Origin of the sequence: Paenibacillus sp. NPDC056722 (assembly GCF_042790635.1) — a bacterium.
Lineage (GTDB): Bacteria > Bacillota > Bacilli > Paenibacillales > Paenibacillaceae > Paenibacillus_AQ > Paenibacillus_AQ agri.
In genome coordinates, this window is sequence record NZ_JBHTYV010000003.1 from 290,172 (window position 1) to 308,038 (window position 17,867).

A 17,867-nucleotide genomic window follows, 5' to 3' on the forward strand; every position below is an offset into this window, starting at 1 on the left:
TTCTACTTTGCGTGAGGATCTCTAGATCATAAGAAACCGTTCCTCCGCGCAATCCCTCTTACAAGTTCTGTTAACCCATCCGATAAAATAGTTTCGACAATCCTATAAATAAAATGAACGATTACATTCTATTATCGGTCTTATTGGTGAGAACAACAAAAAAAGGGGGTGCAGCAGAATGACTGACCGGGAAATTTTCGAACTCTATAAAGAACAGGTCTATTATTTTTGTTACTATTTGATGAAAAATCAGGCAGATGCTGAGGATGTTTGCCAAGAAGTATTTGTCAAAGTAATCTTGGCTGATCGATCAAAGGTAAGGGATCTTAAATCGTGGATTTTACGAATTGCTTCGAATGAATGTAACAGTATTCTTAAAAGGCGCAAAACCGGATTCATGAAAGAAGTACGCAATTATTTATTATCCAGATCTCAAGCTTCCAACCCTGTAGAAGAAAGTTTATATCGTCGTGAAACTCAAAAAGAACTTCAAGGACTATACAGCAAGCTTCCTGACAAAATCAGAATGGTAGTTGTCCTTCGTTTTATCAACGAGTTGACTGTGCCTGAGATCGCTAAAGTTATGAACATCCCTGAAGGAACTGCAAAATCCAGACTAAACAAGGGACTTCAACTGCTAAATCGTATGGCTAAACCTCAGCTAAAGGAGATGAATAGTAATGAGTCAGTATATTCAAAAGGATAAGCATATTCCTCAGCCAAACTATGATTCCATGTGGACAGCCATAGAACAAGAAGCCTATAAACGCCAAGCTAATCTGCAACCCTCACGGACCCCTGGAAATCGCATAAAAGTTGTTCCCATCAGTATCCTATTCTCGTGCTTTTTGCTTGTCGGCATCCCTGTATTCGCAGGTGTGACGATTAATTGGAATAAAATTGGCGGTCGCAGTGTGACCAATGCATTAAATAACGGTATCGGTCAGCAGTATGATCTTAAAGCTTCCAGTTCAGGAGTTACAATGAATTTGAACGGTGTTGTATCTGATGGTGAAACAATGAAAATGCTCATCTCTCTGGATACAAACATGGACCTAACCCACTATATTGGATTTGCTACAGAGCGAAATACTATGACTAACGAATCCGGTGCCACATCAAAGGTACAAGGTTATCTAGAATACGATCCAGAAACCCAGAAGCTCATTGGTATTTACGAAACACCTGATACATTGAAGGATAGTAAAAAAGATTACAGGTTTGAAGCACAGAATCTCATTTTTTATCGTAATAAGGATATTCCCTTAAAATCTAATCATCAAGCTGGAGATACGATCCTTACCGGGGCTGCACAGTATCCAAGCGTTCATATCGATTCCATTCGACAGGCTGAAAATCAAACCATTGTCCGTTATAGAGTCGCTGCATCACCATCTGACTCAGGCCGTGGTAACCCACATTTGGTAGTTAGTATCGGTGGTCAAGAGAAAGCGGCCATTCCAACCCTTATGCCTAACGAAGGTTCGGATTTGTTTATTGAACAGGTATTCAATGTGACCGAAGGAGATTGGAAGGATGCTAGTCTTCGTTTTAGTTACATTGAAGAAGCACAGCGTATTTCGGGTACTTGGGCGTTCGATTTTAAAGCCGATGGAAAAAAAGCTAGTGAAGCTATTTATGCTAAGAAGCTGAATACCAGCCCTGAATTTCAAGAAAAGACAGGTGTAACTTTAGAGCAATTGGTGGTTACTCCTTTAGATATTCAAATCCTTATAGATGAAGAAGTTTCGCTTAAAAAAGGAATTGTTCACTATAAAACTGCCCAGTTAGTTGTAGGTGATAAAACAATCACTGGGGGGTTAAATTTGAAAGGAGACAATCCCGAAAGCTATCAGCATTTATTTCAATTTGAATCTCCGGAGTGGTATAAGAGCTGGTCTGATGTTCCAATGAAACTTATATTAAAAGATGCTGTTATTGAGAAACGTGATACCTCTAACAATTGGATCACTCTAAATAAACCTGAGCAGGAAAAGCAGTTCACCAAACTGACTGTGGATGGTTGTGAAATTCAATTCACGTACTATACTGAAGGCGAAAATTTGATTGTTGAGTCGACTTCCAAGTCTCCTGGCTTCAAGGGCGTTAACCAAACTACGTTACGTATTAATGGCAAAGAAGTGGTGCCTGAAATTACACCCAAAGGTATGGTATCTACAGGAACTAATATCGATAGCTACAAAGATGTTCCTTTTGACGGAAAAATTGAACTGAACCCTGGTATCTATAAATACAGCGATCCGAGCCGGGACGTAGAAGTTAAACTCTAATAATTAAGCTAAACTTTAGTTTGTTACCCGCCTCTTTTAGCCAGTTTAAGGGCGGGTTTTTAAATTGGCTATTTATGAGAATATATAGTCCCACGTTACTTCCCTACTCTAGAAAAGCAACCGGATACCTCAGCTCGCCCTTTACGGCAGCCAATCGCCCCTCTATGCTCTCATGAACCATGAACACATCGTCAGGGACTTCGAATTGCTTCAGTTCCAACCCATAAGGTCTAGCCGATTTGAAGCCCAGCTTAGGATAATAGCCCGGATGTCCGATCAGCAGCACCAATCCGTAATCCAGCTCCCGGCATCTCCGCAAGGCTTCCTTAATCAGCGCCTTACCTACTCCCTGCCCCTGCGCATGAGGATGAACTGCCACCGGAGCCAGCACGATGACGGGGTGCTCTGTGTCGCCATCAATTACACTCGCTTTGCTCAACAGCACATGACCGATGACAGCTTCACTCTCCCCCTCGCCCTGAATTGCCACAATAGACAGCTCCGGGATAAAACCCTCCGACTTCCTGATCCGCTCCACCAGCCTGGATTCGTCCTCTCTGTTCCCAAAGGCGACAACATTTAAATCGTATACCTGCCGGTAATCCTCTACCGTCTCTGTTCTAATCCGCATGATTCATCCCCTCCTGTCAGGATCGTTCAATTCATAATCTCTTCAATAGAATCCATGTCCTGCTTGGCCCGCTGGTTCAGCCCCCGTTTATCCTTCAGCTTCAGCTGTGCCAGTTCATGGCCGGGGTCGACGATCAGCGGCTGGGCGATAATCGCCTCAAGCAGTTCGGCAGCCGTCTTGCAGGCCCGCAGCAGCAGCTCTTGGGAGATTTCTTTTTTATGCAACCGGATAATATCCAGTAAGTGTTCAGCAAACATCAATCGGACCACGCTATCGGCACTCATCATATTGCGGGCGGCAAAAGAAATCACATTTTCGACAATTCTGCTCTCTTGATGATGCTTGGAGACCAAGCTCAGCGATGACACTGCTTCCCAATCCCGAATGGACAGTTCTCCGCTCAGCTGCTCCACCATTTCCTTGCACCATAGCTTCTCTGTCGCGATATCGACGCCATAGGTTTTGTACTCCGCATACCTTCCACCCCGGTGCATATCTGGCAAACTGCCACAGTATTCCATGAACAATGCTTTCGCGCTCTCTAGTTGATCGTTCAATGTACATTCCCCTTCTCTTGCTGACATTTGTCTTCCAATATGTCCTACCTTATCACAAAGTGACTCTACTCATGCTATTATATTAGAACGAGCAACACCACACGGTTTAGCCGAATTACCATTTCAACGGAGGAAGAACGTTATGCCACACACTTTGGTTAAAAATATTGATTTTTTCGTAGCGGCCCTATCCCAGACCTTCGTCTCTGCTTTACAGCTCGATCCTGACGGAATGTATGCCCGGGTAGGCTTTGGACGGATTGACAAGTTCTCAGAAGGGTATGTCCGCCTTGTCGGGTTCGACGGCTCAATTTCACATTATGACCGGGAAACGACCAAGTTCCAGCGGGACAAGGGATAACAGGGGCCTGATATTTTATCTTATTTTAAAAGAACACCAGTCAGCAGCAAGGTGCGGTTTCTGCGCCTCTTTGCCGCAGAATACAACAACGGGTACTTTCCAGTATAGGAAGATACCCGTTGTTTTTGCTGTATACAAAGTTACTTCTACTTCTATACACCCCCTCTTCCCAAAACATTGAGGATAAGTACACTCAAATAAAAATTGAAATTCACAATTCCCGAATGTTACATTTTGATAAAGCAGTATAGTCATTACTATTAAAAATGGAAAGAGGGCTTGGAACATGGGAATGCGTGGATATTACTTTGCTATGGATGACAACCTGGTGCAACAAATCGCAGCAGGCGACATTGCATTGAAGAATTTGAAAATAGACGATTATCCCGGACTGGACATTGATAGATCCTGGGAGGCGATTCACTACTTGCTTTGTGGAGATATTTCCGATGGTGATCCCCCTCTTGGCTATGTTGTACCGCTGACGTCAGACAAAGGCATTGATTTTGGCTCATTCGGGGCGTTTTCCTTACGCGCCGGGCAGGTTGCAGAAGCGCTTCAGGCTATGTCTGAGTTAGATGAAACGCAGCTCTGCTTGCGGTATGATTTCCCGGCCATGGTCAAGGACGAGGTATACCCTCTTGACCCTGACACTGTTTCAGACGAGGATAAGGACGAGTTTTTTGCCTACATGCTTCAGCATTTTAACGAAATCCGGCGTTTCTACAGCCAAACTGTAGCCGAGAGCAAAGGTGTCATCTTCTATATTTTCTGACTCCAATCGGGATCAACCACAAGATAGCCAACAAGCGAATAAAACAACGGCAGGTTAGGACTTTATTTTCTGCTAACTATAAGATGAATACAAGAAAGCAACAGTAAGCTAAAAAAGATCAGCCAGAAGTTTCTGGCTGATCTTTTCATACCAAATACGGTCCTACCGGACCGTATCGGTTACTTGTACATTTCATTTTCAGCTGATTACTTGATCGATTTATCGTACTGCAGATACACTACATGGGTCTGTAAATATTCGTTCAAGCCATGTTTGCCGTCCGCACCGCCGATGCCGGATTTCCGCCAGCCTGCATGGAAGCCTTGCATCGCTTCAAAATTCTCACGGTTAATATAGGTTTCCCCGTATTTGAGACGCTTGATCACTTTCATAGCTACGTTTAGATTTTGAGTATATAAAGATGAGGTCAGTCCAAACTCACTGTCATTGGCCAGCGCAATCGCTTCATCCAGGTTAGCAAAAGAAATGATAGGGATGACCGGTCCGAAAATTTCCTCCTGCACGATTTCCATATCATTGGTAGCATCGGTAATGACGGTAGGTTCGAAAAAGCTGCCGGTTCCCTCTACCTTACTACCACCTAAGGCGATCTTGGCACCTTCTTCTACTGCACGGTCTACTTTTTGCTGCACAGATTCTTGCGCCGCCTTGTTAATCAATGGCCCCATATGAATACCTTCGTCTTTCAGCGGATCACCATACTTCACTGCGCTCATCGCCTTAACCAGACGGGTAGTAAATTCGTCTTTGATCTTCTCATGGACATAGACACGCTCTGCACAGTTACAGACCTGCCCAGTATTGATCACCCGGGAGTCTACAATCGCTTTAACTGCCAAATCCAGATCAGCGTCATCCATAACAATGGCAGGGGCTTTGCCGCCAAGCTCAAGACTTACCTTGATGATATTTTCAGCAGCCGCTTGCATCACCTTTTGTCCAGCTGGCACGCTGCCCGTTAGACTGACCATGCCGACTTTAGGGTTGCTAGCTAATTCATTGCCGACCTCTCCGCCTTTACCGGTCACAAGATTGAACACACCCTTAGGAAGACCGATGTTATCCACAATTTTGGCAAAAGCCACCGCGTTGTTTGGAGATTCGGCACTAGGCTTGACGACAATCGTATTTCCGGTGATCAGCGCCGGTGCCATTTTTCTAGCAATAAGAAAGAACGGAAAATTCCAAGGCAGAATGCCTGTTGTTACGCCAATCGCTCTTTTAAAAACAAAAATATTCTCATTATCACGGTCACTCTGAACAATTTCCCCTTCATAGCGACGTGCCCATTCTGCCATATAATCCATATAATCTGCTGTAAAATTAACCTCTACCGTGGACAATTCCAAGGTCTTACCTACTTCTTCGGAGATCAGTCTGGCCAGGATATCAACCTCTGCCCGAATCCCGTCGGCAATGGCATGAAGGTACTTTCCTCGTTCAACCGCAGGTGTCTCCTCCCAGGCTAACTGGGCTTCTTCCGCTGCGTGAATGGCACGCACCACATCATTCCTTGTAGCTTTGGGAACCTGTGAAATGACTTCATCTGTTGCTGGATTGGTTACATCCATCCACTCTTTGCCTTCTGATTCCACAAACTGGCCGTCGATATACATCAAATGCTTTTCCACTGACTCTCCCCCTCAAGGTAGATTATCCATTTTATCCTTTTTCAGTGTAAACGCTATCAATATTTATTGTCAACAAAGTTCACTTTTTTTATTTGTTTTTATGTTGTTTTTCATTGACTTCCTGAGTTAAGCTATTCTCATCAAGGTTGCAATTGGAGGGATCGGAATGAAAGTCAGTATTTTTTCGACTTGTTTAGTGGATCTCATGACTCCGAATGTCGGAATAGCTATGGTTGAAGTGCTCGAGAGGCTGGGCTGTGACATCGATTATCCGGCGGCGCAGGTGTGCTGCGGTCAACCTACTTATAACAGCGGCTATCTCGAAGATTCAAAGCTTGCCATGAAGAACATGATGCTTGCCTTTGAAAGCTCCGATTATGTCGTGGGTCCTTCCGGCTCCTGTATCGCTATGTTTCATGAGTACCCGAAAATTTTTAAAGGAGACCCCAACTGGGAATTGAAAGCGGTTGCTTTAAAAGAAAAATCTTATGAGTTTACCCAATTCATCGTAAAGGTGCTCGGCGTTACCGATGTTGGCGCAAAGCTTAAAGGGACCGCCACCTACCATCGTTCCTGCCATATGACAAGACTGCTGGGCGAGAAGGAAACCCCCTATCAATTGCTTGGCAAGGTTAGGGGACTTCAACTGGAGCCGCTCAAAAACAGCGATAATTGCTGCGGATTCGGTGGAACCTTTTCTGTGAAAATGCCTGAGATCTCCGAGCAAATGGTCGATGAAAAATGCGGTTGTGTCGTGGACACCGGAGCAGATATTCTGATCAGTGCAGATATGGGATGCCTGCTTAACATCGGTGGCCGGCTGTCACGTAAGGGAGAACCCGTGAAAATAATGCATATTGCAGAAGTGCTGAATCACCATCATGCTACTGCTGCTGCCAAAGGAGGACGCGAGACATGAGCCTGCAAACAGATAAACGGGACTTCAGCGAACGGACTTCAGAAGGCCTCGGGGATAACTTCATGAGAAGCGCGGTAAGTTCAGCCCAGGACAGCCTGAAGACCAGGCGTCTGTCAGCTGCGACCGCTCTTGGGGATTGGGAACAGTGGCGTTCCATTGGTCAGCAAATCCGTCAGCATACGCTGAAGAATCTGGATTATTACTTGGAGCAGTTGGCGGATAACGTAGAAAAAAAAGGCGGGCATGTCTATTTTGCCAAAACAAAAGAGGAAGCCAGCAGCTATATCCGGGACATCGTCATGCAAAAAAAGGCTAAAAAAATCGTCAAATCCAAATCGATGGTTACCGAGGAAATTGAGATGAACCGTGTCCTGATGGATGCCGGCTGCGAGCTGATCGAGACCGATCTTGGGGAATATATTCTGCAAATCGATGATTGGGACCCGCCTTCACACATAGTTGCCCCCGCGCTGCATAAAGACCGGACGCAAATTCAAAGGGTGTTCACAGAAAAGCTGGGCTATACAGGTGATGAAAGTCCCGAGAACCTCGCCAGGCACGCCCGGACGGTGCTGCGGCAAAAGTTTCTGGAAGCGGATGTCGGGATTACGGGCTGCAACTTTGCCATCGCGAACATGGGTGCCATTAATCTGGTTACCAATGAAGGCAACGGCGATCTTACAGCCGCCATACCAAAAACGCATATCGCTGTGATGGGGATGGAACGAATCGTGCCCACGCTTGAGGAGATGGAGATACTGGATAATCTGCTCTGTCGAAGTGCTGTAGGGCAGAAATTGACCAGCTATATTACCGTGATGGGTCCTTCCGCTACCGGGGAGACGGATGGGCCCGAAGAGTTCCATTTAGTTGTCGTGGACAACGGCCGCTCCGAGATTCTGGGAAGCGAATTTAACGAAGCCCTGCAGTGTATCCGCTGCGGCGCTTGTCTTAATGTCTGCCCGGTCTACCGTCATATTGGCGGTCATGCCTACGGGTCCATTTATCCAGGTCCGATTGGCGCTGTAATCACCCCGCTACTGGGCGGATACGGTGACTACAAAGAGCTTCCTTTTGCCTCCAGCTTGTGTGCTGCTTGTACCGATGTCTGTCCGGTTAAAATCCCGCTTCATGAGCAGCTGATCTTGCACCGCCAGAAAATTGTGGAGGAAAAGAGAACCGGTAGCGCGGAAAGAATCCAGATGAAGACGGCAGGCCGTCTCCTGTCTTCTCAGACATTGTTCGGCAAAGCCCTGCGGTTTGCAAATCCGGCAAGCCGGCTGCTCAGCAGACATGGACGAATTATAAAAGGACCGGGGCTAGTCCGCGGCTGGATCAACGCTCGTGATCTTAGTCAGCCAGTCAAGCAGCAAGACAGCTTCCGGACCTGGCTTGATCGACGCAAAGGAGGCGCTGAGTAATGACGATATCGGGCAAGGAGTCCTTTTTAAATACAATCGCCGCCAAGCTTGGACGGGAACGTGTCTATGACGTACAGCGGCCCGACCTGCGACCGTTGATTCCCGACAGCTATGGTAGTCTAACTAACGACGATCTGATAGAGATTCTTAAAGAGCAATGCTATTTCATCCACACCCAGTTAATCGAGTCGAACCCAGAGATTTTGCAGACAACGTTAAATGATCTAATCCATGCGAATGGCGGGGGCGCTGTAATCACATCTGGAGATGACCGTTTTCTACTTTACGGGCTAAGCTTCCCGAATTCGTCCATCTGGGAAGAAGCCGCCGGACGGGAGAACAATCTCCTCCGCTCCGAAACGGCCAATACGGCTATTGTCTTCGCTGATTATGCACTGGCCGAGTCAGGAACGATAGTCATAGAGAGTCGCCCGGACCAAGGCCGCTCCCTCCACTTTCTGCCTACTAACTATATTGCGATTATTGAAAAAGAGAGACTCGTGCTTCGTTCCACCCAGGCAGCGGCAGATCTCAACCGGCGAATTGAAGCAGGCGAGCCTATGGGCTCAGCCATCAATTTTATCTCCGGTCCTTCCAATTCAGCCGATATTGAGATGCAGCTCGTTGTTGGGGTTCATGGTCCTTTGAGGGCAACTTATGTGCTTATATAGTAGCTGAATGCCAAGCTTAAAAAAATGACTCCTCATGCGTAAGGCGCTACGGGCTCGAAGGGTTCTTACGATCGCTGTTAAAGTCTGATTTCTAAATTGGAGAAAGATTAGCGGTTGAAATCAGACTTTAAAGGCGACCACTGGCGTTTCTTCAGAATTCCATAGGGCCCTCCGCTACCCTCGCGCTTATTGTTAAATACAGAATTTAAGATTGAGTCTATTTAGTTTTATAACTTTGTACTAAAAGATCGGGGTCCCAATCAATTACACGCGCGTTGGAAAGTTCGAACTTAGCCTAATCGATGTTCTAATAGAGCACTCATAATACAATCCAGCATCAAAAGAATCCCAGAAGAGGCGGTATAGCCACCTACAAGACTCCATATAAAAAAAGAAACGGGTACCATCCTCTTTAGGAAGGTACCCGTTGTCCTGTAATCCTATTCTATTCCAGCACCAATTCTCCAAAGCTCGCGCTTAGATGAAAGTTTGGTGTGGCGGAATCCACCCTGTTCCAAGAGCCATAATGGGGTAACTCTGTCTCATCCCCACACTTGTAGAAATTCCCGCGCAAGACTTGCCCCGAACTGACCGTGAAATCTGGGAACAATCCCGTCAGCCAATCGAAAGGAATGGAGAATTCCAGCTCCCAGCCGCTTTCTTCAGGATGTTGTTCCCTATCTGCATAAGAGGTCTGAATCTCAAAAAGCGCAGGCGGTGCATCCTCCAGATACTTCCGGTCACGTCCCTCGCCAAGCTGAAGCAGTAGCGTCCCTGCCGCATTCAGTTCAAAATTCAAATACCGGGCGTCACTTCCGGGCAGCGGCTGTACGAAGAATTCGACACAGCTATCCGTATACACCGGCTCATTGGGCTGATGATAGCGAACTAGTGGATGACTCTCATCCACCTTGAATTGAACATACAGCCGCTCAGCGGTGTAATACGATCTGACTTCTACTTTAGGCGCATAGCCGTTGTCTAGCCAAAGATATTGGTCTACCGGGAGCGCCGGAACCTCAGACCAGTCTTTGCGTGCGGAGCTTGCGATAATCTGATATGAACGATGGTATGCCATGGAACAATCGCCTCTTTTCAAATGTGATAAGATACTTTAACACTCTAATTTCTCGAAAACACTTGTTGTTATGTACGCAGTATATTCCCCATCCCTGGTAAATATTGAATTCTAGTCTCCCATTACCTTGCTGATATGCTTCTCAGCCTTATAATCCTTACGGATTTCATTCAGTTCATTGCTACTAGCTTCACTCCAAGACTCTAGTATCATTCGCGGCTCCGCTTCGATAATGTTTCGAGCCTCTCTTATATCATTTCTTTTGAAGGCTTCGATCATTTTTACCAAATCTGAACGATCCAGGAGCTTCACATGATTAATCCCCGCCAGCGTCTCACAAGGCTCTGTAAATCTAGAACTAGTAATTACAATAGCCTTTTTAGCTTTATAATATCTCATACTAGAATAGACCTCTTGGACAGCACTGATACCCACTGTATTATCAACAGAATAGCGTTTTGCCTGAATAACATTTCTGATTCCATGACGGTCTGTGAAAATTACATCAGCTCCAAAATCACGGCTCCCTTTAGTTTTATAAACGCCCGTATAGCCTAACTCTAAAAAAAGCCTATAGAGGTACATTTCAAATCCCGTTCCATCCTCCATCTTATCAATATTGGCAATAGTAACTGACTTTAAGTCCGTCACTTTTTCTATGTTAAATGGTTTAGATTTGCGCTTGTTGGGACTAATAAACTTGAACAAGAGAAGTCCCAATATTAATCCAGCAACGATCATTACTATTAAAGTTCCTTGCAAAATAAAACCTCCAATTTAAAAAATAATATATGGAACGCATTAATAACTATACCAAAGTGTAATTAAAGGCATTTTTGTACCTTAAATACTCTGCAGCTACCGCTTAGTGGGAATTAACGACAATATTGTACCTTAAATTTTCCATAATAGGCCTTTCAGCTCGATTTTTCGAAAATAAGATACAAAAATGCTCTTAATTGACCCATTTACCCATATTCAAGAAAAATAAGGTACGAAAATGCTCTTAATTGGGGAGGAGAACCATTTTTTTCTGTTTATACGACGGGACTTAAATTAAATTATAGGGAACAGAAAATTCACCTTCTAGAGAGTTATCTTCAACATAATTCAACAAAATAGCGCCTAATTTCTGTTTAATATTTAATTTCACTTATATAGCTAATCACTATAATAGTTCTAGCAAGCCAAGTCTTGTAAAACATTAGAAGAATAACTCCTTCAGTATAATACCATATTTTTCTTGTTTATCTCAGCTTAATAAGAATTATTTGTAAAATAATATATGAGTCTCCTACTAACTTTTAAACAACAAAAAACCAGCAAGTCCCAAGGGACTTGCTGGCTTATATCAATTCTCCCGCCACGCAGGCTCAGACGAGCACCGGTAGCTTGCGGATGTAGGTCTTAACCTTCCAGCACCTTGTTCAGGAACGCCAGGCTCAGGCCAGTCGTATCCGGAAGCACTACATCGGCTCCAGCCTCTTCAAGGCTTTCACGCTCGCCGATACCTACGGCCTTCATGCCAGCAGCTTTAATGGCTTCAACGCCTGCTGTAGCATCTTCGACGCCGATACAAAACTCAGGATTTGCACCGACCTTCTCTGCTCCAGCCAGGAACAAATCTGGTGCAGGCTTGCCATGCTGTACGGAATCCGGTGGTACCACATACTGGAAGAAACTGTCCAGCTCAAGGGAACGCAGGATTTGCGGCGCGTTTTTGCTCGCTGAAGCGATAACAGCCGGAATGCCTTGTTCTTTCAGCTCTTTCAATAGCTCTGCAATACCAGGGTAAGTATCCGCCGGTGTAAGATCTACCAGCAAGGAGACGTAATGTTCGTTCTTTTGATGGGCCAGCTCGGCCTTTTGTTCAGGCGTGAAGGAATTTTCCTTACCGCCCAGACGCAGAATCCGCTCCAGGGATTCGCCGCGGCTGATGCCCTTAAGGGTCTCGTTGAATTCGCGCTCGAATGGAATGCCAATGGATTCCCCAAGCTTTTTCCAAGCTACGTAATGGTATTCTGCGGTGTCTGTAATGACACCATCCAGGTCAAAAATAACAGCTTCCAGTTTCATTATTCTCCATCTCCCAGCTCTATGTTCTGTTCTCTTTATATAGGTTATAGGTTACCCTGCGGATAGTTCAAGTTCAATATGTTTCTCACTGCTAGTTACCGTCTCGCCGTTCCAATCTACTGTTACTTTCCAGCCCGCCTCATTATGGATGACCGCCTTCAGCGTTCCATCGTTTTGGGTCAGGGTAAGATCGAATTGTGCATCCGCAACTACCAACTGTTCCAATGAGCAAGCTTTGCCGTTCCAGGCAACAGGCAATTGTGGTTTGATTTTCAATTCTTGATTAGCAGCAAAAGGTTCTACGCCGAAGAAGTGACGGATAAACGGTACCGCAATAGCATAAATGGTCCAAGCCTGCACGACACAACCATAATCTGGTGACATTTCGGAAAAAGAACCCGGCATAACGCGTGAGAAACTGCGTTTCATCCGGTTCAACAGATCCAGTGCTGCGTCCGGGTTGCCGTTGGCAACTTCCGCTACAGCGTGCACACCCGTTGAAATCGTCATTGTTCCCTGCTGATACATCCCGGACAAGTACGTTCCGTATTCTCCGATGAAGGTATCATTCCGCATGTTGTCCAGCGCCCGGCGAGCTTTATCAGGCTCAGCGATGCCAGCTTCCATCGGGGTCACAATAACCCAGTTCTTGTTCAGCAACCAGCCACGGTCAGCAGATACATCCTCACCGGAGGCAGCCAAGAGTCCGTCTACATATTCACGGTAGTCATTAATCCCTTGTCCTTCTGCCAAGGAGACCATGTAGTCTACTTTTGGCGCAACATCTGAAGCTGGAGCTACCGCATCGGCGTATAAGCCTTCTTCTTCTTGCCAGAAGTACTTGTTCACGGCATCTGCGCAGCGTTGAGCCAGTTCACTATATTTGTTCTGCGCTTCGCTATCTTGCAAATAACCGCTCATTTCGGCCATAGCCCGCAGCGCCTGTGCTGTATACACTGCACTGTCGATCAGTTCCATGTTCAATCCGGCAATCTCGATAATGCCGTATCCGGAAGGGAACAGATCGCCATCCGGGTCCATTTCACCCAGTAGCCAGTCGATGCCTTTAACACAGTAGTCGTAGTGGCGGCGCAGCAGTTCTTCATCCCCGGTCCAGCGGAACAGATCCCATACGAAAGCAATATAATGAGCTGTCTCCTGCGTGTTACCCTTGTTCGATACTGCTCCAAGCGTCGTCACTTCATGAATGAAACGACCGTTGCCGTTAACTTCTTCCGACTTTTGCAGCAACAGGTTCAGTGTATCCTTGGCCAGCTGTGGATCACCAATCGCCAGCACCCCTTGCAAGGAATACGTATTGTCACAGCCGAACCACCATGGATACGTTGGTCCACCCGCAGTCAGGGCGCGTCCGATACCATCCACCTTTTGGATCAGCCATTGGTTGTTCCATTTTGCCCAGGTAAAGGCTTCATTCCATTCGTTTTCGCCTTCAATGGTCAGCTTCGCCCGATCTGCAATCGCGTTATATACCTCACGCTTCTCAGCCAGCAGACCTGCATAATGAGCCGATAGATGACGATAAGTCTCCTCAACCTCTTCACGGGAAGTGTGGGACCCAGCGACAAACAGATTAAAGCTGTGCTTCTCACCTGGAGCCAGTCTCAGTTCAGTACGGAAAGCGATACCGCAGCCTGCTCCGGCTGTAAACTCAGGTCCATACAGATCCGGACGAGTCTCAACTTGATCACCAGGAAGATCGGTACCAACCAGTGTGTACCAATCATGACTGGAGTCCTTCACGAGTACTTCGCGCGGGTTCAGCACGGTAGCTTCATCCGCAGCACCATCATGAATACCAACCTCATCCGAGTACCACACCGGGCGCAGATCGGTACGGAACAGAAGTTCCACCTGTAGCTGCAATTCCTCATCACCGTAGTGCTTGATTTCATAAGCAGCCGTCATCCCTTTTACATGCTCAGGAGCAAACTGAGTACGCTCCATGGATACCGGGATGTAGCTCAGGCCATGATCATATTGGAACCGGCTGCCCCAAGGCTCGCTTATGAAGCCATCCGCACGGGACCAGACGGAAATATTTCGCTTCTTATCAGTAAGCTTCAGCCAAAAGCCATCCAGCAGCTTGATCGGGTGCAGCCAGACACCGCCCATCTCATTGGCAACATGGTGGCCGAAATCAGGAAAATAGCCGTCCTGCGTACCGCAGATTTTGACGTATTCTCCACCGTTATAGTATAGATTGAATGGATGCTTGCTAGTAGTTCTAGCCATTAAGATAACTCATCTCCTTATCTGTAGGTCATACGATAACACTTTAGCCTCATTAGCCTTTCACGGCTGAGGAGATGGAAATGCCCTCGATGAAATATTTCTGCGCGATAAAGAACAAGATCAAAGCCGGCAGCATAATGAGAATCGTCGCCGCCATGAGCATGTTCCACTCTACGTTGTACAAGCCCTTGAACATGGAAAGTCCCAGTGCGAGTGTATATTTCTCATTGGAGTTCAGATAGATCAATGGACCTTGGAAGTCATTCCATACGCCCATAAAGGTGAAGATGGATACGGCAACCAACGGTGCTTTGGACAACGGCATCATAATCCGGGTGAAAATCTGCCAGCGGTTAGCACCATCCACATAAGCCGATTCATCGAGCTCACGCGGAATTCCACGCATAAACTGGCGTACAAGGAAGATATTAAACGCATTTTGTCCGAAGAATGCCGGAAGGACCAGCGGTAAGAACGAGTTCGTGAGTCCTACTTGTTTGAACAATAGGAAGGTTGGAATCAAGGTTACTTGGCTCGGCAGCATCATTGTCGCGAGCAGTACGAGGAACAGCGTTCTTTTGCCACGGAAGTTGAAGCGGGCGAAGCCGTAAGCACTGATCGCCGATGTGAACACCGTACCGATCATGACTGGAATAAGGATAATAAGCGTATTGCCCAGGAATTTAAAAAACGGAATCGCCGTCACGGCATCCGCATAGTTGGACCATTGCCATTTAGTCGGCCAGAAGGCAGAACCGAACACTTCGGCCGGTGTCTTCAAGGATGTCGAAATCGTCCACAATAGCGGAACCAGTACGATGGCAGAACCACCGAGCAGCAGTAACAGCGCAATTAGTTGGGACAGATTGAATCTAGGTTGTATTTTTTGCATCTTGGCTTCTCCTTCCTTAGTCATTTTGATCATCGCCCTGGTAGTGAACCCAGAAGGACGAGCTGCGGATGACCAATAGCGTGAAAATCATGATGATCAGGAACAGAATCCAGGAGAGCGCGGACGCATAACCCATGTCAAATTCCATAAATGCTTTGTTGTACAAATAGAGATTATAGAACAGGGTCGAGTTCAGCGGTCCACCGTTCGTCATAACGAAAGCTTGGGTGAAATATTGGAATCCGCCGATAATCCCCATAATCAAGTTGAAAAATACGGTCGGCGTAATCATTGGCAACGTAATACTGAAGAATTTGCGGAGCGGACCTGCACCATCCAGTTGACCCGCCTCGTACAAGTCCTCCGGTACCCCTTGCAGACCTGACAGATAGATGATAATTGTATTACCCACGCCCCATAGACCCATTACGATCAGGGCGCCCAGCGCGTAGCTAGGATCCTGCAGCCAAGCCGGTCCTTGAATACCGAACCAAGCCAATGCCTTGTTCAGAATCCCGTATTCCGGATTGAAGATCATCACCCACATCATGGAAGTGGCGACAGCAGGAATTACAGAAGGCATAAAGAAAATCAGACGGAAAAACTTCATTCCGCGCGAACGCATATTTAGAAGTAATGCAATCAGAATGGATGCCACTTGAAAGAGAGGCACTGAGACGAGTGCGAAGATAAAGGTTACTTTTAAAGACTGGTAGAACAATTCATCGTGAAAAATGGCTTTGAAATTGTCCAAACCCACAAATTGAATCGACTCGACGCCGGTGATTACATCCCATTTGCTGAAGGATAGGATCAGCGAAAAGATCATCGGCCCAAGTGTGAAAATAACCAGTCCCAGCAGCCACGGTAGGATAAACCAATAGCCCGCGCGCTCCGATTTGGTATTATTCATGACGGCCTCCTTGATGGAAAGCAGGTGAAGCACCGTGATCAGTGCTCCACCCGCAAACTTATTTATTTGATTTTGGAATCAGCGGTTTTAGCTGCTTCGTCGAGTGCACTCTTCACATCCAGCTTACCTAGCAGGATTTTCTCAAGTGCCTGAGTGAAGGCCTCTTTGAAAATCGGGCCGTTAGCAGAACGCATAGTAACCGGTTTGCGTGCAAAGTTCATCATTTCGATAACTGGTTTGTCTTTCTCTTCTGTAGTTTTCACTTGATCCAGTTCAGCTACAGTAGCAGGCAGTACCAATCCGTTCTTGGAGCGCAGTTTCTGCGCGTCTGTACCGGACAACCATTTCATCAGTTCGAAAGCTTCCGCTTTATGCTTCGTCTTAGAGTTCATCGCCCAGCCTGCAGCTGCGATAATACCAGCGCGTTCGCCGTCAGCACCCTTAGGAATCAGCGCGGAGCCGTATTCTACATTGGATTTGTCCAGATCAGACTTAATCCAGCGACCTGTAACCATCATGGCCAACTTATCGGTCATGAACATGGAGGAGTCACCACCCATGGTTTGTGTATCTTGCGGTGTAGGGGATACTCTTCCATCACCCTTGGACAGCGCTACATATTTCTCCATTGCTTGAACGGTCTTCTCACTGTTCATGAAGCCTTCAGCTTTGGTGCCTTCTTCATTAGCAATATCAGTGCCATTAGTCCACAGGTAAGTGTAAATCGGATACTCCCAAGTGCCTGCGTTGAAACCAAATTGTGTATATTTGCCGTTCTCTTGCTTGGTCAGCTTCTTCGCTGTAGCGAACATATCATCCCAAGTCCAGTCATCGCTTGGATAAGGAACGCCTGCTTCGTCAAAGATACGTTTGTTGTACCACAGCGCGAGTGGATTGAAATCCTTCGGCAGGTAGTACAGCTTATCGTTGATGCGCTCCATATCGATCAGGTCTTTTTGGTACATGGCAAGGTCAAATGTAGAATTCTTGCCGATATAATCGTCAAGTGGCTCAACAACACCTTTATCCACGTAGGAGTAGAAGTCGCCTTCCCCAATCAGGAATACATCCGCTGCGGTACCGCTTGCCAGAGAGGTTGTCAGCTTTGTTGCATAGCCGTCGCCTGGAACTGGCTCGAATTTCACTTCGATATCAGGGTGTGCTGCATTGAATTCATCCGCCAGTTGTTGCTCTGAGGAACCGCTGGTTACGTCACCCCAAGTTGTAAAGGTCAGCTGTACCTTTTTGCCTCCGGCATTGCCGGAGCTTTCGTTGTTACCTGTGTTTGTGTTACCTGCGGAACAAGCCGAAAGAAGCATAACGCCTGCGAGCACGCTGGCAATCTTCATGGATACTGTCTTTTTCATATAGAAA

Annotated in this window: 17 protein-coding genes; 7 read left to right on the plus strand and 10 right to left on the minus strand. The window is 46.4% G+C overall.

Features of this window, described 5'->3' with window-relative positions; all coding sequences use genetic code 11:
• Positions 1-178 precede the first annotated feature (178 nt).
• Positions 179-706, plus strand: a complete 528-nt coding sequence (locus ACFRAM_RS09920; RefSeq protein ID WP_379465729.1) for an RNA polymerase sigma factor — start codon at positions 179-181, stop codon at positions 704-706.
• Positions 681-2,291 carry a DUF4179 domain-containing protein gene (locus ACFRAM_RS09925; RefSeq protein ID WP_379465730.1) on the plus strand — a complete coding sequence of 537 codons (1,611 nt, stop codon included), beginning with the start codon at positions 681-683 and terminating at the stop codon, positions 2,289-2,291. Before ACFRAM_RS09920 ends, ACFRAM_RS09925 begins: the two co-directional genes overlap by 26 nt.
• 103 nt (positions 2,292-2,394) lie before the next feature.
• Here the strand turns inward: ACFRAM_RS09925 and ACFRAM_RS09930 are convergent, their stop codons facing one another.
• Positions 2,395-2,922, minus strand: a complete 528-nt coding sequence (locus tag ACFRAM_RS09930) for a GNAT family N-acetyltransferase (RefSeq protein WP_379465731.1) — start codon at positions 2,920-2,922, stop codon at positions 2,395-2,397.
• Positions 2,923-2,948: 26 nt separating this feature from the next.
• The gene (locus tag ACFRAM_RS09935) at positions 2,949-3,479 is read right to left on the minus strand and encodes a hypothetical protein (protein ID WP_379465732.1); all 531 of its coding nucleotides are present in this window, start codon (positions 3,477-3,479) and stop codon (positions 2,949-2,951) included.
• Positions 3,480-3,621: 142 nt separating this feature from the next.
• Between ACFRAM_RS09935 and ACFRAM_RS09940 the strand changes: the two genes are divergently transcribed.
• Entirely contained in the window at positions 3,622-3,840 is a 219-nt protein-coding gene (locus tag ACFRAM_RS09940) for a hypothetical protein (RefSeq protein WP_175372965.1), read from the plus strand.
• A 286-nt stretch (positions 3,841-4,126) separates the two neighbouring features.
• The gene (locus tag ACFRAM_RS09945; RefSeq protein WP_379465733.1) at positions 4,127-4,615 is read left to right on the plus strand and encodes a YfbM family protein; all 489 of its coding nucleotides are present in this window, start codon (positions 4,127-4,129) and stop codon (positions 4,613-4,615) included.
• Between the two features lie 206 nt (positions 4,616-4,821).
• On the opposite strand, the gene aldA is transcribed toward ACFRAM_RS09945, so the two are convergent.
• Complete coding sequence (gene aldA / locus ACFRAM_RS09950; RefSeq protein WP_379465734.1) at positions 4,822-6,267, minus strand: aldehyde dehydrogenase; 1,446 nt, start codon at positions 6,265-6,267, stop codon at positions 4,822-4,824.
• 166 nt (positions 6,268-6,433) lie between these two features.
• Between aldA and ACFRAM_RS09955 the strand changes: the two genes are divergently transcribed.
• From ACFRAM_RS09955 to ACFRAM_RS09965, 3 genes are read left to right on the plus strand one after another with little or no spacing between them, the layout of a single operon-like run.
• Entirely contained in the window at positions 6,434-7,186 is a 753-nt protein-coding gene (locus tag ACFRAM_RS09955) for a (Fe-S)-binding protein (protein WP_379465735.1), read from the plus strand.
• Complete coding sequence (locus ACFRAM_RS09960; protein WP_379465736.1) at positions 7,183-8,607, plus strand: LutB/LldF family L-lactate oxidation iron-sulfur protein; 1,425 nt, start codon at positions 7,183-7,185, stop codon at positions 8,605-8,607. The genes ACFRAM_RS09955 and ACFRAM_RS09960 overlap by 4 nt, the downstream gene beginning before the upstream one ends.
• On the plus strand, positions 8,607-9,278 hold the full coding sequence (locus ACFRAM_RS09965) for a LutC/YkgG family protein (RefSeq protein ID WP_379465737.1): 672 nt from the start codon (positions 8,607-8,609) through the stop codon (positions 9,276-9,278). Before ACFRAM_RS09960 ends, ACFRAM_RS09965 begins: the two co-directional genes overlap by 1 nt.
• Positions 9,279-9,723: 445 nt before the next feature.
• On the opposite strand, the gene ACFRAM_RS09970 is transcribed toward ACFRAM_RS09965, so the two are convergent.
• From ACFRAM_RS09970 to ACFRAM_RS10000, 7 genes are all read right to left on the minus strand, one after another.
• The gene (locus ACFRAM_RS09970; protein ID WP_379465738.1) at positions 9,724-10,356 is read right to left on the minus strand and encodes a carbohydrate-binding family 9-like protein; all 633 of its coding nucleotides are present in this window, start codon (positions 10,354-10,356) and stop codon (positions 9,724-9,726) included.
• A gap of 111 nt (positions 10,357-10,467) precedes the next feature.
• Positions 10,468-11,118 (minus strand): restriction endonuclease, encoded by a 651-nt coding sequence (locus ACFRAM_RS09975; RefSeq protein WP_379465739.1) that lies wholly within the window; start codon positions 11,116-11,118, stop codon positions 10,468-10,470.
• A gap of 645 nt (positions 11,119-11,763) precedes the next feature.
• On the minus strand, positions 11,764-12,432 hold the full coding sequence (gene pgmB, locus ACFRAM_RS09980) for a beta-phosphoglucomutase (protein ID WP_379465740.1): 669 nt from the start codon (positions 12,430-12,432) through the stop codon (positions 11,764-11,766).
• 51 nt (positions 12,433-12,483) lie between these two features.
• A complete protein-coding gene (locus ACFRAM_RS09985) occupies positions 12,484-14,688 on the minus strand; it encodes an alpha-L-rhamnosidase-related protein (RefSeq protein WP_379465741.1) in 2,205 nt (734 codons plus the stop codon).
• Positions 14,689-14,740: 52 nt separating this feature from the next.
• Complete coding sequence (locus ACFRAM_RS09990) at positions 14,741-15,580, minus strand: carbohydrate ABC transporter permease (RefSeq protein WP_175372957.1); 840 nt, start codon at positions 15,578-15,580, stop codon at positions 14,741-14,743.
• 16 nt (positions 15,581-15,596) lie between these two features.
• Positions 15,597-16,493, minus strand: coding sequence for a carbohydrate ABC transporter permease (locus ACFRAM_RS09995; protein ID WP_175372956.1), 897 nt, complete (start codon positions 16,491-16,493; stop codon positions 15,597-15,599).
• 62 nt (positions 16,494-16,555) lie between these two features.
• Positions 16,556-17,860 carry an ABC transporter substrate-binding protein gene (locus ACFRAM_RS10000; protein WP_379465742.1) on the minus strand — a complete coding sequence of 435 codons (1,305 nt, stop codon included), beginning with the start codon at positions 17,858-17,860 and terminating at the stop codon, positions 16,556-16,558.
• Between the last annotated feature and the right edge of the window lie 7 nt (positions 17,861-17,867).

Bases quoted from the DNA above. Each gene is read 5' to 3' on its own strand.
- ACFRAM_RS09920 (WP_379465729.1), top strand. From the start codon at position 179: ATGACTGACCGGGAAATTTTCGAACTCTATAAAGAACAGGTCTATTAT.
- ACFRAM_RS09925 (WP_379465730.1), top strand. From the start codon at position 681: ATGAGTCAGTATATTCAAAAGGATAAGCATATTCCTCAGCCAAACTAT.
- ACFRAM_RS09930 (WP_379465731.1), bottom strand. From the start codon at position 2,922: ATGCGGATTAGAACAGAGACGGTAGAGGATTACCGGCAGGTATACGAT.
- ACFRAM_RS09940 (WP_175372965.1), top strand. From the start codon at position 3,622: ATGCCACACACTTTGGTTAAAAATATTGATTTTTTCGTAGCGGCCCTA.
- ACFRAM_RS09945 (WP_379465733.1), top strand. From the start codon at position 4,127: ATGGGAATGCGTGGATATTACTTTGCTATGGATGACAACCTGGTGCAA.
- ACFRAM_RS09955 (WP_379465735.1), top strand. From the start codon at position 6,434: ATGAAAGTCAGTATTTTTTCGACTTGTTTAGTGGATCTCATGACTCCG.
- ACFRAM_RS09960 (WP_379465736.1), top strand. From the start codon at position 7,183: ATGAGCCTGCAAACAGATAAACGGGACTTCAGCGAACGGACTTCAGAA.
- ACFRAM_RS09965 (WP_379465737.1), top strand. From the start codon at position 8,607: ATGACGATATCGGGCAAGGAGTCCTTTTTAAATACAATCGCCGCCAAG.
- ACFRAM_RS09970 (WP_379465738.1), bottom strand. From the start codon at position 10,356: ATGGCATACCATCGTTCATATCAGATTATCGCAAGCTCCGCACGCAAA.
- pgmB (WP_379465740.1), bottom strand. From the start codon at position 12,432: ATGAAACTGGAAGCTGTTATTTTTGACCTGGATGGTGTCATTACAGAC.
- ACFRAM_RS09985 (WP_379465741.1), bottom strand. From the start codon at position 14,688: ATGGCTAGAACTACTAGCAAGCATCCATTCAATCTATACTATAACGGT.
- ACFRAM_RS09990 (WP_175372957.1), bottom strand. From the start codon at position 15,580: ATGCAAAAAATACAACCTAGATTCAATCTGTCCCAACTAATTGCGCTG.
- ACFRAM_RS09995 (WP_175372956.1), bottom strand. From the start codon at position 16,493: ATGAATAATACCAAATCGGAGCGCGCGGGCTATTGGTTTATCCTACCG.
- ACFRAM_RS10000 (WP_379465742.1), bottom strand. From the start codon at position 17,860: ATGAAAAAGACAGTATCCATGAAGATTGCCAGCGTGCTCGCAGGCGTT.